Consider the following 14,643-nt stretch of genomic DNA (forward strand, 5'->3'; position numbering starts at 1 on the left):
TGTCGGAGCCAGGGAAACAGGCTGCGGCAGTACCCATTTATGATACAGGCTCGACTATGAACCCGAATTTCCTCGAATTTGAACAACCTATCGCAGACCTGGAAGCGAAAATCGAGGAATTGCGGCTGGTGGGCAGCGGCAGTGAGGTCAACATCTCTGAAGAGGTTGCCAAACTCCAGGAAAAGAGCATCACGCTGACGGAATCCATTTTCCGCAACTTGTCGTCCTGGCAGATTTCACAGATCTCCCGTCATCCCCGCCGTCCCTACATGCTCGATTACGTCAAGCGGGTGTTTGGCGAATTTGATGAGCTGCATGGCGACCGGGCCTTCGCCGACGATCCGGCGATCGTGGGCGGCATCACGCGTCTGAATGATCAGCCCGTCATGGTGATCGGTCACCAGAAAGGGCGCGAGGTAAAGGAAAAGGTCCGCCGTAACTTTGGCATGCCCAAGCCGGAGGGTTACCGCAAGGCCCTGCGGCTGATGGAAATGGCCGAGCGTTTCCACATGCCGATCCTGACGTTCATTGATACCCCGGGTGCGTTCCCGGGGATTGATGCCGAAGAGCGCGGCCAGTCCGAAGCCATTGCCCGTAACCTGCGAGTCATGTCGCAGCTGAAAACCCCGATTATTGCCACGGTGATTGGTGAGGGGGGCTCCGGTGGTGCGCTGGCCATTGGCGTTTGCGACCACCTGCAGATGCTGGAATTCTCTACCTATTCGGTGATTTCGCCGGAAGGTTGTGCCTCTATCCTGTGGCGCAGCGCCGACAAGGCTCCGGAAGCGGCGGAAGCCATGGGCCTGACTGCTGGGCGACTGCACGAACTGGGCATTGTGGATGAAGTGATCAAGGAGCCTCTGGGAGGCGCCCACCGCGATCACGACATGGCTGCCGAAAGCATTCGCAAGTCACTGGTGCGCCAGCTGGAAACCCTGGGCAGCATGGACACGGATGCGCTGGTCGAGCGCCGCTATGATCGCCTGATGAGCTACGGTAATTTCACCAGTGAGTCCGCTGACGAGTAACCATGAATGACCAGGCCGCGTTCTGCCGTCATTTGGCAGAGCAGGCACCTCCCGGGCCTTTGCTGCTGGCTCTCAGCGGCGGGCTCGATTCCTCCCTTCTTCTTCATCTTCTGGTCCAGGCCGGGCTTGCCCCGCGCCTGGCGGTAGTGCATGTCGACCACCAGTTACAGGAGCAAAGTGGCGATTGGGCCCGATTCTGCCAACGGCAGGTCGAGGAATACGGCGTTCCCTTTGCGCTCGCCCAGGTTTGTGTAGACCCCGCTGAAGGACTGGAGGCCGGGGCGCGAGATGCCCGTTACGGAGCGCTGTTGCCGATGGCCTCTGCGCGGCAGGCGACGCTGGTCACTGCCCATCATCGTGATGATCAGGCGGAGACCCTGCTGTTCCGATTGCTGCGAGGAGCTGGGGTGCAGGGCCTCTCTGCCATGCGGGAGCGAAGCGGGCGAGAGGGCGTGCCCCTGTGGCGCCCCTTGCTGGCCATCGGTCGGGCGACACTGGAGAGCTGGGCTGAAGAGAGTGGCATTCAGTGGCAGGAGGATCCCAGTAATGGTGATCAACACCATCGACGCAATTACCTGCGACACCGTATCGTGCCCGCGTTACGCGAACGCTGGCCCGGGGCGGATGCCACCCTGTCACGGACGGCTGAACACATGGCTGAAGCGGCAGAACTCCTGGAAGAAGTGGCAAAAGCGGATGCTGTGGAGGCGGGCGTACAGGGCGTGGTGTTGCCCCTGAGAGGTCTGGCGGCGCTGACGACAGCGCGACAGCGTAACCTGTTGCGCTGGTGGTTAGTCGGCTTGGGCGCTGGCGCTCCCAGTGCAGCGGTGCTGGAACAAATACGGCTATTGCAGGCCGCGCTGGAGGATAGTCAGGGCAAGGTAGAATGGGGTGACAACGCCTTGCGGCTATATCGTGGTGCCTTGTATTTCGGGCGCCGCTCTCACTTTGCGCCCTGGCAGGGTGAGGCGGTCTGGCATGAGGGGGCGGTGCCGCCGGATATCCCCAACTGGCAGTGGTCGAAAGAGCAGAGCCATCATGCCATTGCCGTACTGCGCCCGCCTGGTGACCTGACGGTGCAGCCGCTCATGGGGGCAATGACATTGCGCCGCAACGGCATGCACCAACAGATCAAGGAGCTGTGGCGGGCGGCTGGCGTACCGCCATGGCAGCGGCGCCAATGGCCTTTGCTGTGCCGTGACGGGGCGGTCTTGAGCGTTCCTGGCTGCGGTCTGGCAGATGGCCTGCCTGTTGAGCAGGCGCAGCCGTGGTTTCTGACTCCGGCGTCCCCCTGAGTTCGCCTACAACGCCGATCTGCTTTGGCTGACACCCTCTCGAGCGCTGTGCGTATCGCATCCGATGAAGTGTCCTGCCACACTCTGTTGCTCAATTCTGGCGCCTTCCATGGATATAACGATGCATGACCCCCAGTCGCTGTTGCAGCGCCCCTTTGGTCTTCAGGGCTTTCGCCCCGGACAGCAGGAGGTAATTCAGGCATTGCTCGCGGGCCGATCGGCGCTGGCAGTATTTCCCACCGGCGGCGGCAAGAGTCTCTGTTACCAGTTACCCGCCCTGATGCTGGAGGGTGTGACTCTGGTGGTGTCGCCGCTGATCGCGCTGATGAAAGATCAGGTGGATCAACTCAATGCTCTGGGTATTGCTGCGGCGCGGCTGGATTCCAGTGTCGATGCGGAACAGTTACAGGCGATTTATCAGGGGTTGGAGAGCGGCGATATCAAGCTTTTATATGTGGCACCAGAGCGACTCGCCAACGAGCGTTTTCTGGCCCGGCTGCGCAGCATGAATATCAGCATGATGGCGGTGGATGAAGCCCATTGCGTGTCGGAATGGGGGCATAACTTTCGGCCGGACTACCTGAAACTGGCGCAGCTGGCGACGACGCTTCAGGTGGGGAGGGTGCTGGCCCTGACTGCCACTGCGACCCCTCAGGTGGCAGAGCAGATTCGAGACAGCTTTGCCATCGCGCCAGAAGATCATGTCCAGACCGGGTTCTTTCGCCCCAATCTCTCACTCGAGTTGAGGCCGACGCCTGCTGCTGATCGAGACAAGGCTCTACTCGACGCACTAAGGGCACGGGGGGAGGAGTCTGCCATTGTTTATGTGACCTTGCAGAAAACCGCCGAGAAGGTGGCGGCGTTTCTGGAGAGTCAGGGGCTGGTGGCTAAGGCGTATCATGCCGGGCTAAAAGATGAGGACCGCCATGGGGTGCAGGAAGCTTTCATGGCGGGGGCCGTCAAGGTCGTTGTGGCAACGATTGCGTTCGGGATGGGGATCGACAAGGCCGATATCCGGGGTATCTATCACTATAACCTACCCAAATCCCTGGAAAACTATATGCAGGAAATTGGACGAGCCGGGCGTGACGGCAAGTCTTCGCGATGCCTGCTGCTGGCCAGCTCCGATGACCTGACGGTGCTGGAAAATTTCAGTTATGGCGATACCCCTGACCCGCAGGCTCTGGATGGGCTGATTCGTTGGCTGCTGCAACAACCCGACCGTTTTGATTTGTCTGTGCATGAGCTTTCCTGGCAATTCGATGTGCGCCCGCTGGTGATCAATACCTTGCTGACCTATCTGGAGCTTGAGGGTGTGATTCGGGCAACGGCGCCGTTTTACACGGAATACAAGGTGGGCTTTCAGGTGCCCCGGGATCAGATTCTGGCGAGTTTCAATGAAGAGCGGGCGGCCTTTCTTGAGCAGCTGTTTGCCACTGGAAAACAGGGGCGAACCTGGTTAACGCTGACGCCCGCAGATGCATCCCGCCGTCTGGCGGCAGATCGCACACGGATTCTCAACGCGCTGGGGTATCTGGAGCAGCAGGGAATGGTTGAACTGCGTGTTGCCGGTGTGCGCCAGGGTTATCGCATAGTGGACAAACCCGCCTCACCGGATTCACTGATTGCCCGCATGAATAGTCAATTTGTATCGCGGGAAGAGCGGGATATTCAACGGCTACACCGGGTTTGTCAGTGGGTCTGCGGTTCCGGGTGTTACCAGCAATCCCTGGTTCGTTACTTTGGTGAGGCCTTGGCGGCGCCCTGTGGACAATGTAGCGGGTGTCAGGGGCAGGCAGTGATGCTCCCCAAGCGGCTTGTCGGACAGCCAGATGCCAGCCTGGTAAGGACGCTGCAGGCCGAAGGGCATGAGGCGCTGCTCTCTGCTCGCCAGCTGGCCCGTTTCCTGTGTGGTATTAGCAGTCCTCGCTCGAGCCGTGCCCGGCTGGCGCGGCATCCTGCCTTTGGGGCCTTGGTGGATACGCCGTTTGTCGAGGTGCTGCGGTGTTGTGGCTGACCTCGCTGTGGCCAGTGTTTCGGGCTGGCACTCTCGGCGGGAGGATTTATTGTTCTGTAATGCAGATTCCTGATTGAGGCGGCAGGGCGGTTCTGTTAATATTTTCTCCCGTCCTGATGTAGCGCAAGCCCCTGAATTTTCAGGTGTTCATTCACCATTTGCGTCGCTGGCCAATCCGTACCAAGAAAAGCCCTTGCCCGTTGCTGAACGTGCAGGGTGTTTTTTTTATTGGGCCAGTACACACTTGCTGAAGGCGTTACCAACCCACTATTCACTGGTGAGTGCATGTCTCGTTTCATCTTTGTCACAGGCGGCGTGGTGTCATCTCTGGGCAAGGGGATCACCTCTGCGTCCCTGGCCACCCTCCTGGAAGCTCGCGGTCTTAACGTCACCCTGATCAAAATGGATCCCTACATCAATGTAGATCCGGGCACGATGAGCCCCTATCAGCATGGTGAGGTGTTCGTGACCGAGGACGGTGCTGAAACCGACCTGGATCTGGGGCACTACGAGCGCTTTATCCGAACTCGCCTGAACCGTCGTAACAGTTTCACCACGGGGCGTGTCTATCAGGATGTTCTGGACAAGGAACGCCGCGGCGAATACCTGGGGGCCACCGTGCAGGTGATCCCCCACATCACAGACGAGATCAAGCTCAAGATTCGTGAAGGGGCAGGGGATGCCGATGTGGCCATCGTGGAAATCGGTGGCACCGCCGGGGATATTGAATCCCTGCCTTTCCTGGAGGCGGCACGTCAGATGCGTGTCGAGCTGGGTTCGAGCCATTCCTTGCTGGTGCATCTTACCCTGGTGCCGTACATCGCCACTGCCGGGGAGATCAAGACCAAACCCACCCAGCACTCAGTGAAAGAACTGCGCTCCATTGGCCTGCAGCCAGACATTCTGGTGTGTCGTGCCGACGACCCGATCCCGCAGAGCGCCCGTGAGAAGATCGCCCTGTTCACCAATGTGGAAGCGCGGGCGGTGATCTCCTCTCCAGACTGCAAGACCATCTATCAGGTCCCCCGTGGCATGCACGAGCAAGGCCTGGATGCGATTGTGGTGGACAAGTTTGGTCTGGATCTGCCTGAGCCGGATCTGGGCGAGTGGGACCGTGTGGTTGAAGCCCAGCTCAATCCCGAACAGGAAGTCACCATCGGCATGGTGGGCAAGTACATCGAGCTGGTGGATGCCTACAAGTCTCTCAACGAGGCTCTGACCCATGCCGGCATCAGCAACCGTGCCAAGGTCAATATCCTGTATCTGGATGCAGAGGATATTGAACGTGACGGCACCGGTGTTCTGGATAGCCTGGATGCGATCCTGGTGCCCGGCGGTTTCGGTGACCGGGGTACGGAGGGCAAGATTGCCGCGATTCGGTATGCTCGCGAGAACAAGGTGCCGTATCTGGGAATCTGTCTTGGGATGCAATTGGCTGTCATCGAATACGCTCGTCATGTGGCGGGTATTGAAAAGGCGCATTCTTCCGAGCTGAACCCGGCTACACCGGACCCGGTGGTTGGCCTGATCACCGAGTGGACCACAGAAGATGGTCACAAGGTACAGCGCTCTGCCGACTCTGATCTGGGCGGCACCATGCGTCTGGGTGGGCAGGAATGTATTCTTGAAGCAGGAAGCCGGGCAGCAAATTGTTATGGCACGACAGAAATCGTCGAGCGCCATCGCCACCGTTATGAGGTGAATAACAACTATCTGCCGCAGCTGGAGGCGGCAGGACTGCAGATCGTAGGCCGTTCTCACGACGGTGAGTTGGTAGAAGTTATCGAAGTGGCGGATCACCCGTGGTTTGTGGCGTGTCAGTTCCACCCTGAATTCACTTCCACCCCGCGTGATGGCCATGGTTTGTTCAAGGGGTATGTGGCGGCGGCTTTGTCGCAAAAGGCCGCTAATTAAGTCGCGCACAAGGAGTCGTGTCCTGTGACGGATCAGAAAACTATTCGCCTCGGCGGACTGGAATTTGCCAACCATAAACCCATGGCACTGTTTGGTGGCATGAATGTGCTGGAATCCCGTGATCTGGCTATGCAGGTGGCAGAAGCTTACGCCGAAGTCACCAGCAAGCTGGGGATTGCGTGGGTATTCAAGGCCAGTTTTGACAAGGCTAACCGCTCTTCGCTGAGTTCCTACCGTGGCCCCGGTATGGAAGAAGGGTTGAAGATCTTTGAGGAAGTGAAAAAGACCTTCAACTGCCCGGTCATCACCGACGTGCATGAGCCCTATCAGGCCGCACCGGTGGCGGAAGTAGCTGACATTATCCAGCTGCCAGCTTTTCTGGCACGGCAAACAGATCTGGTAGTGGCCATGGCGAAAACCAATGCCATCATCAATATCAAGAAACCGCAATTTCTGGCCCCCCACGAGATGGGGCATATCCTCCACAAGTGTGAAGATGCCGGGAACGACCAGCTGATCTTGTGTGAGCGCGGTTCCAGCTTTGGATATAACAACCTTGTGGTTGACATGCTGGGCTTCGGCATCATGAAGCAGTTCAATTACCCGGTCTTTTTCGATGTGACTCACGCGTTGCAAAAACCGGGTGGTCGTGCTGACAGTGCGGATGGTCGGCGTGCCCAGGTAGCCGAGCTGGGTCGTGCCGGGATCAGCCAGGGCATTGCAGGCTTGTTCCTCGAAGCGCACCCTGACCCGGATAACGCTAAATGCGATGGCCCTTGCGCCCTGAGACTGGACCGCCTGGAGCCATTCCTGGCACAGATGCAAACCCTGGATAATACCGTCAAGGCACTGCCTGCCTTTGAAAACAACTGAGTTAAGAGAGACTGTCTGTCATGTCCAAGATCGTTGACATCAAAGCCCGCGAAATCCTCGATTCCCGCGGCAACCCGACCATTGAAGCCGATGTAATCCTTGAGTCTGGTGCCAGCGGCAGTGCCTGTGCTCCCAGCGGTGCCTCTACCGGCTCCCGAGAAGCGCTGGAGCTGCGTGATGGCGACAAGAGTCGTTATCTGGGCAAGGGGGTTACCAAGGCAGTTGGCAATGTGAATTCCGACATTCGCGAGCTGCTGATCGGCAAGGAAGCGTCTGACCAGAAAGGTATTGACCAGGCCATGATCGATGCCGATGGCACCGAGAACAAAGGCAAGCTGGGCGCCAACGCTATTCTGGCCGTTTCTCTGGCAGTGGCCAAGGCCGCGGCAGCGGATCAGGGCAAGCCGTTGTACGAGTACATTTCCGACCTGCAGGATGATGACAACGAATATTCCTTGCCGGTACCGATGATGAACATCATCAACGGTGGTGAGCACGCCGACAACAACGTGGATATCCAGGAATTCATGGTGCAGCCGGTAGGTGCCTCCACGGTGGCAGAAGCGATCCGTTACGGCGCAGAAATCTTCCATGCCCTGAAAGGGGTACTGAAGAAGCGTGGTCTGAACACCGCCGTTGGCGATGAAGGCGGCTTTGCCCCCGACCTGCCCAGCAACGAAGCGGCGCTGGAAGCCATCATGGAAGCCATCGAGATCGCGGGCTACAAGGCGGGTGAAGACGTTACCCTGGCTCTGGACTGCGCCTCCAGCGAATTCTACAAGGACGGCAAATACGTGCTGGCCGGCGAAGGCCGCAGCATGACCTCTGCGGAGTTTGCGGATTACCTGGCCGAACTGTGTGACCGTTACCCGATCATCTCTATCGAAGACGGTATGGACGAGTCGGACTGGGAAGGTTGGAAGATCCTGACCGAGAAGCTGGGCAACAAGGTGCAGCTGGTTGGTGATGATCTGTTCGTGACCAACACCAAGATCCTTAAGAAGGGCATCGATGAAGGGGTGGCCAACTCCATCCTGATCAAGTTCAACCAGATCGGCTCTCTGACCGAGACTCTGGAAGCCATCAAGATGGCCAAGGATGCGGGTTATACCGCCGTGATTTCCCACCGTAGTGGTGAAACCGCAGACAGCACTATTGCCGACCTGGCGGTGGCGACTGCCGCTGGTCAGATCAAGACCGGTTCCCTGTGCCGTTCCGATCGTGTGGCCAAGTACAACCGCCTGATCCGCATCGAGCAGGAACTGGGCCGTGTTGCCTATCATGGCCGTAAAGAGTTCAAGTTCCTCGGTTAACTGACCATGCCAGGCACCCGGGCCAGCAACGCACAGACCAGCGGCACCAGCAAGCGGGAGGCATTCAAACTGTCTCCCGCGCGGCAGGTGGCTCTGGCGTTGCTGGCCCTGGTGTTTTTGGGGTTGCAGGCGCGGCTGTGGTTTGGTGAGGGCAGTCTCCGCCATGTGGCCATGCTGGAGAAGGATGTCGCCACCCTGAAACGGGCCAATGCCAAGTTGGTAGAACGAAACCGCCTGATGGCCGCCGACGTCAACGATCTCAAGCAAGGCACGGAAGCGGTGGAAGAAATCGCCCGCAAGGATCTGGGTATGATCCGCGACGGTGAAACCTTTTTCCTGATTCTTGAACAACCTCGGGGCAGCGAGTGAATCCTGTTATCCGTGGCCCTGTCTATGCCGTCGTGCCCGCTGCAGGCGTGGGCGAGCGCATGAAGGCGGGCATTCCCAAGCAGTACCTTACGTTGGCCGGCAAGACACTTGCCGAGCATACCCTGGGGCGTTTGTTGTCGTTTTCTCCCATCGACAGCGTCATCGTCTCGGTGTCCTCCCAGGACCCCTGGTGGCCGACCTTGCCGGTCGCCTCTCACCGTCGGGTTTCAACCGTTGCAGGGGGTAAGACCCGTGCCGAGTCGGTGCGGAACGGGGTGGCTCAGGCGCTAATGGATGGGGGCGAAGAGGCTTGGGTACTGGTGCATGACATGGCCCGTCCCCTGGTGCGCCTTTCCGATATTCAGGCGCTGATGGAGCAATGTGACGAACAGGGGGCGATTCTGGCCTTGCCGGTGGTGGATACCATCAAGCAGTCTGGAGAGGACCTGCACATTGATTCTACCGTGGATCGCGAGCGGATCTGGCGAGCGCTGACTCCACAGCTGTTTCCTGCTGCCCGGCTTTATGAGGCCTTGAGCGCTGACCTGGACGGGGTCACGGATGAGGCCTCAGCCATCGAGCGACAGGGCGGCCGGCCGCGACTGGTGGCGGGGCAGAGTGACAATATCAAGATCACCGTGCCCGAAGATTTGCCGCTTGCCCGGTTCTATCTTGCCCGTCAGTTTGAAACCGGAGAACAGTAGTGGCATTGCGAATAGGTCAGGGTTTTGATGTTCATGCCTTTGAGCCGGGTGACCATGTCATGCTGTGCGGGCTTGCCATCCCTCATAATCAGGGGCTGAAAGCCCATTCGGATGGGGATGTGGCTCTCCACGCCCTTGCTGATGCCTTGTTGGGGGCATTGGCCCTGGGGGATATTGGTCACTACTTCCCCGATACGGACCCGCAATGGAAAGGTGCCGATTCGGCCACGCTGCTAAAGGCGATCTATGCGGACCTCCTCAAGGCAGGCTGGCAGCTCGGTAATGCCGACCTGACCATCATCTGCCAGGCCCCGAAGCTGGCGCCGCACATTACCCCCATGCGCCAGCGCATTGCTGACATTCTCGACTGCACTATCGATCAGGTTTCCGTAAAGGCAACCACCACCGAAAAGCTGGGCTTCACCGGTCGCAAGGAAGGCATCGCCGTACAGGCGGCGGTGCTGATCGAGTCCCGGTGAGCCTCCCCTGTGCCCATGGCGGCCCTGTTGCCGAGGCTACGCTGAAGGCAATCCCGGCAGATTTTCAGGTCTTTGAGGTCATGCATGTCCAGCCGGAGGGTGACGGCGAGCACCTGTGGCTGCATATCGAGAAAACCGGCTGGAATACGGAAGATGTGGCCATGTGGTTGGCGAAATCCGCAGGCGTCCATCGCCTGTCGGTGGGCTACAGTGGCTTGAAGGACAAGCATGCGATTACCCGCCAGTGGTTCAGCCTGCATCTTCCTGGCAAGGCAGACCCGGCCTTCAGCTGGCCAGAGGGGCTGCGTTTGTGTGATTCCGCCCGGCATCGCCGCAAGCTCAACCGGGGCACCCATCGGGCCAACGCTTTCGTGATCAGGGCCACGAGATTCTCGGGGGAACGGGCGGCCGTTGAGCAGCGGCTGCAGGCCATCATGGCGGCAGGGGTCCCTAATTACTTTGGCGAGCAGCGCTTCGGCCGTGGGGCGGGCAATCTGGTACGTGGCAGTGAATGGCTGAGTGGCGGAGAAGCGCCACGCAAGAAGTCCTTGCGCGGCCTTTGGCTGTCTGCGGTTCGCAGTGACCTGTTTAACCGGGTGCTCGCTGAGCGGGTGACACGTGGCGTGTGGAATCAGGTGCTAGAAGGGGATCTGTTGCAACCGGAAGGTAGCCGGGGACTGTTCCGTGCCGACGAGGACAGTGATGCGGGGCGCCGTGTTGCCGAGGCAGAGGTGCATCCCACCGCCCCTTTGCCGGGCGTGCCGGGCATGGCATCATCTGGCCCTTGTCGCGATCTTGAACAGCAGGTGTTAGCGCCCTTCGAGTCGGTGATTGAGGGGTTGTGTCGCGAAGGCGTGGAGGAAGCACGCCGGGCGACACGGTTGCCGGTACGGGATTTGCAATGGTCCTGGCGGCAGGAAAGGGAAGGGGAAGACTGCCTGGAGTTGGCCTTTGTGCTACCCACAGGCGCTTTTGCTACGACAGTCATGGCAGAGTTGATCCGCTCACAGGATCCGACTGCATAGAAACGAAGTACAGCATGGATATCCAACTTAGCGGCATCGGTATGACCTCTGCACGGACCCGGGATCGTCTGGTGCAGCGGCTTCGGGATGCCGGTATTCAGGATGAGCGAATTCTGGATACCATTCGCAATACACCCCGCCATCTTTTTATCGAAGAAGCCCTGGCACATCAGGCTTATGACGATACCGCCCTGCCCATTGGCCACGGGCAAACCATTTCCCAGCCCTGGGTCGTCGCACGGATGACCGAGTTGTTGATGGCCGGTGATCGACGTCGCAAAATTCTCGAAATCGGTACCGGTTGCGGTTATCAAACTGCGGTTCTGGCACCGTATTGTGATGAACTTTATTCCGTTGAGCGTATCCGACCCTTACAGGATCAGGCACGCAAGCGCTTGTTGCGACTGGGGCTTGCCAAGGTACAGCTTAAGCACGCCGATGGGGGCTTCGGCTGGAAAAGCGAGGCCCCGTTTGATGGCATTCTGGCGGCCTGTGCACGGGCCGATATCCCCCGGGAGTTACTCGATCAACTGGCCGACGGCGGTCGTTTGGTCATGCCGGTCGGGGACGATCGCAAGCAGATTCTGACGGTCGTGGATCGTGACGGCGACGAGTTTCATCGCCAGTCACTGGATGCGGTGCGCTTTGTCCCCTTCCAGCGTGGTGTGATGAGATGAGTTGAAAGTTAAAAATTGAAAAGCGCGAGTTTGCTTGTCGTGACCTGCCAGGTTAACTCAACGTCCGAATCCGTGAAGCGCGGATAAGACGTTCCAGAACACGATTGGTGTTATGCGCATTTCAACTTTGAACTTTCAACCAAATCGCCTCGTTGAGGTCAAAGCCGTTTGACAATAAAAAGCAGTGTTAAGCCGCTGCAGCATGCCGCGTTATGTAAGAGGACAGTGATGATTCGACCCGGTATTTTCTTTCGTGGCATGGCCATGGGGGCCGCGGATGTGGTGCCCGGCGTATCCGGTGGCACGCTGGCGCTGATCACTGGCATCTACGAAGAGCTGATCAATACCCTGGGGGGAATCACCCCACGTCTGTTGGGTGTGTGGCGACGGGAAGGCTTCGTGGCAGCCTGGCAGCAGGGTAATTTCACGTTTTTGCTGACGCTGCTGGCCGGCATTTTTACCAGCATTGCCTTGTTGGCACGGGTCATTACCTGGTTGCTTGAAGCACACCCTGTTCCTGTATGGGCGTTTTTCAGCGGGTTGATCGTTGCCAGTATCTTCCTGGTGCTGTACCCGCTAACGCAACGTGGCCCTGTGCAGATTGCGGCCTTTTGTGCCGGCACGGCCATTGCGGTGCTGATTGCGCTTGCACCGGGGGTATCGGCCGATGGTGCTGGCGCTACCGTGTTCTTCTTGAGCGGTATGTTAGCGATCTGCGCCATGATTCTGCCCGGCATTTCGGGCAGTTTTATCCTTCTTTTACTGGGCATGTACCAGCCGGTCCTTGAAGCTGTAAAGAATGGGCAGTGGGCGTTGCTGGCTGCGTTCCTTGTCGGGTGTGGTCTGGGCTTGTTGAGTTTTGTCCATGTGCTCAAATGGACTCTGCAGCGCTTCCATGACACCGTGATGGCGTTATTGGCGGGTTTTATGGCTGGCTCCCTGGTAAAGCTGTGGCCGTGGCGGGTCGCGGATGCCAGCGGATTGAACGACCAGTGGTTCAGCCCGGCGGGTTATGCGGCAGCGACCGGTGAAGACGCCCGGCTGCTGTTATCGTTGTGTACCGCAGTGATCGCGATCATTCTGGTTGCATTACTGCACCGGCTGGCACCGCTGCACAATGCGGATTCCCGTCGGCAATAGAGGACATCTTCCCGAACTGATGCGTGGTATTGCGGCAATCCTGTTTCTGGTCCTGATGAGCGGCTGCAGCGCGAAGAATTTTGCGCCTGTGGTCGATATCTATGGGCAGGATGCCAGGCAGCGCAAGGTCACTTCCGGGACTCACCATGTGCGTGAAGGTGAGACCCTGTATTCCATTGCCTGGCGCTATGGTTGGGATTATCGGGAGCTGGCCAAGGCCAACCGCATCCCGGCGCCCTATACCATTTATCCGGGGCAGCGTATTTCATTGGCGCTGGCGTCATCGTCAGCCACGGCCCCGGTGACGTCGAGCAAACCGTCATCAGCCAGCAAGCCCGCACCGGCTGCCAAGCCTTCTCCGGCGGTCAAACCCGCCCCGAAACCGTCATCGACGGCTTCCCCGGCGCCATCTTCAGGTACACCAGTGGCTGGCCCGGTTACCTGGCGCTGGCCTGCCAGCGGCAGTGTCGTTGAGCGGTTTTCCAATGCCAGCTCCGGTCGAAAGGGCATTGCCATTTCAGGACGCCATAACAGTCCGGTGGTTGCCGCCGCCGATGGGCGTGTTGTTTACCGGGGCAGTGGCCTGACCGGTTATGGCAATCTGCTGATTATCAAACACAGTGAGCGCTGGTTGAGTGCCTATGCACACAACGACAAGATGCTGGTGAAGGAAGGCGATACGGTAAAAGCGGGACAGCAGGTGGCGACCATGGGCTCCAGTGGGACTTTCCGTACCCAGCTGCATTTCGAAATCCGCAAGGACGGCAAGCCGGTGGATCCCATGCAGTATCTTCCAAAACAATAACCCGACCCGAGTCCAAGGAAATGGCCAAGGATACTCCCCGCGAGCACCGCTTGTTGCATATGGCCGCGGCTGCCTCGGTGCTGACCGCACTGATGTTGATTGCTGCGAAAACGGTGGCCTGGTTGTTGACAGGTTCGGTAAGTCTGCTGGCCTCACTGGTGGACTCTGTCATGGACTCGCTGGCGTCCTTGATCAATTTCTTTGCGATCCGCTATTCCCTGGTGCCTGCGGATAACGAACACCGTTTCGGTCATGGTAAGGCGGAAGCGCTTGCCGGGCTGGGGCAAGCGCTGTTTATTGCGGCATCGTCGCTGTTTCTGATCCATCAATCAGTACTGAAGCTCCTCGAACCCTCTCCGATAGAACAGAGCGGCGTTGGCATTGCGGTGATGGTGTTCTCCATCGTGCTGACATTCGGGCTTCTGCTGATCCAGAAATATGTGGTCCGCGAGACGGGCTCTACGGCGATTGAGGCAGATTCGCTGCACTATCTGTCAGACCTGGCGGTCAATGTGGGGATCATTGCGGTGCTGGCCCTGAGCCAGCTTGGCTGGTTGTGGCTGGACGGATCGGTTGGGCTTGTAATCGCGATTTTTATCCTGTTCAGCGCATGGCGTATCGCCTGGGATGCGTGCCAGTTATTGCTGGATCGGGAAATGCCCGATGATGTCCGTACCCGGATTGCTGCCATTGTGTCCTCTCATCCGCAGGCATTGGGATTTCACGACTTGCGTACCCGGCAGTCCGGTCGAACCAGTTTTATTCAGCTGCACGTTGACCTGGATGAAACCCTGACCCTGAGGCAGGCCCATACGCTGGTTTGCCAGATACAGGACGATATCGTCAGTGCGTTTCCGAATGCTGATGTGATTATCCACCAGGACCCTGTCGCCGTAGGGGATCGGGTCCCTGTGGAAGGGGACTGATCCACAGCAGTAGACACGCTCTGTGCGAATGTTGTGCTGTGCGGTCAACTCGCAGTGTCAGGTAAACATATTGTATTC

The 14,643-nt window shown here is 58.6% G+C and carries 14 protein-coding genes; all 14 read left to right on the plus strand.

What is annotated here, in order from left to right:
- Window positions 1-56 precede the first annotated feature (56 nt).
- Window positions 57-1,028, plus strand: coding sequence for an acetyl-CoA carboxylase carboxyltransferase subunit alpha (locus tag D4A39_RS03130; protein WP_022984281.1), 972 nt, complete (start codon window positions 57-59; stop codon window positions 1,026-1,028).
- 2 nt (window positions 1,029-1,030) lie between these two features.
- Window positions 1,031-2,323: a tRNA lysidine(34) synthetase TilS gene (gene tilS / locus D4A39_RS03135; protein ID WP_022984282.1), complete on the plus strand. Its 1,293-nt coding sequence runs from the start codon at window positions 1,031-1,033 to the stop codon at window positions 2,321-2,323.
- A gap of 109 nt (window positions 2,324-2,432) precedes the next feature.
- Window positions 2,433-4,340: a RecQ family ATP-dependent DNA helicase gene (locus D4A39_RS03140; RefSeq protein ID WP_119917470.1), complete on the plus strand. Its 1,908-nt coding sequence runs from the start codon at window positions 2,433-2,435 to the stop codon at window positions 4,338-4,340.
- Between the two features lie 285 nt (window positions 4,341-4,625).
- The gene (pyrG, locus tag D4A39_RS03145; RefSeq protein ID WP_119917471.1) at window positions 4,626-6,254 is read left to right on the plus strand and encodes a CTP synthase; all 1,629 of its coding nucleotides are present in this window, start codon (window positions 4,626-4,628) and stop codon (window positions 6,252-6,254) included.
- A 24-nt stretch (window positions 6,255-6,278) separates the two neighbouring features.
- Complete coding sequence (kdsA, locus tag D4A39_RS03150) at window positions 6,279-7,127, plus strand: 3-deoxy-8-phosphooctulonate synthase (protein ID WP_022984285.1); 849 nt, start codon at window positions 6,279-6,281, stop codon at window positions 7,125-7,127.
- A 20-nt stretch (window positions 7,128-7,147) separates the two neighbouring features.
- Window positions 7,148-8,440 (plus strand): phosphopyruvate hydratase, encoded by a 1,293-nt coding sequence (gene eno / locus D4A39_RS03155; RefSeq protein ID WP_022984286.1) that lies wholly within the window; start codon window positions 7,148-7,150, stop codon window positions 8,438-8,440.
- A gap of 6 nt (window positions 8,441-8,446) precedes the next feature.
- Window positions 8,447-8,809, plus strand: coding sequence for an FtsB family cell division protein (locus tag D4A39_RS03160; RefSeq protein ID WP_022984287.1), 363 nt, complete (start codon window positions 8,447-8,449; stop codon window positions 8,807-8,809).
- Window positions 8,806-9,513, plus strand: a complete 708-nt coding sequence (ispD, locus tag D4A39_RS03165) for a 2-C-methyl-D-erythritol 4-phosphate cytidylyltransferase (RefSeq protein ID WP_031225980.1) — start codon at window positions 8,806-8,808, stop codon at window positions 9,511-9,513. Before D4A39_RS03160 ends, ispD begins: the two co-directional genes overlap by 4 nt.
- 5 nt (window positions 9,514-9,518) lie before the next feature.
- Window positions 9,519-9,992, plus strand: a complete 474-nt coding sequence (gene ispF, locus D4A39_RS03170) for a 2-C-methyl-D-erythritol 2,4-cyclodiphosphate synthase (RefSeq protein ID WP_031225982.1) — start codon at window positions 9,519-9,521, stop codon at window positions 9,990-9,992.
- Window positions 9,989-11,017, plus strand: a complete 1,029-nt coding sequence (gene truD / locus D4A39_RS03175) for a tRNA pseudouridine(13) synthase TruD (protein ID WP_022984290.1) — start codon at window positions 9,989-9,991, stop codon at window positions 11,015-11,017. The genes ispF and truD overlap by 4 nt, the downstream gene beginning before the upstream one ends.
- Window positions 11,018-11,031: 14 nt before the next feature.
- A complete protein-coding gene (locus D4A39_RS03180; RefSeq protein ID WP_022984291.1) occupies window positions 11,032-11,694 on the plus strand; it encodes a protein-L-isoaspartate(D-aspartate) O-methyltransferase in 663 nt (220 codons plus the stop codon).
- A gap of 228 nt (window positions 11,695-11,922) precedes the next feature.
- Window positions 11,923-12,834 carry a DUF368 domain-containing protein gene (locus tag D4A39_RS03185; RefSeq protein ID WP_022984292.1) on the plus strand — a complete coding sequence of 304 codons (912 nt, stop codon included), beginning with the start codon at window positions 11,923-11,925 and terminating at the stop codon, window positions 12,832-12,834.
- 19 nt (window positions 12,835-12,853) lie between these two features.
- On the plus strand, window positions 12,854-13,639 hold the full coding sequence (locus tag D4A39_RS03190; protein ID WP_022984293.1) for a peptidoglycan DD-metalloendopeptidase family protein: 786 nt from the start codon (window positions 12,854-12,856) through the stop codon (window positions 13,637-13,639).
- Between the two features lie 20 nt (window positions 13,640-13,659).
- Window positions 13,660-14,565, plus strand: coding sequence for a cation diffusion facilitator family transporter (locus D4A39_RS03195; protein WP_022984294.1), 906 nt, complete (start codon window positions 13,660-13,662; stop codon window positions 14,563-14,565).
- The last annotated feature ends 78 nt before the right edge of the window (window positions 14,566-14,643 follow it).

This window comes from Alcanivorax profundi, assembly GCF_003597125.1.
In the GTDB taxonomy this organism is placed as follows: domain Bacteria; phylum Pseudomonadota; class Gammaproteobacteria; order Pseudomonadales; family Alcanivoracaceae; genus Alcanivorax; species Alcanivorax profundi.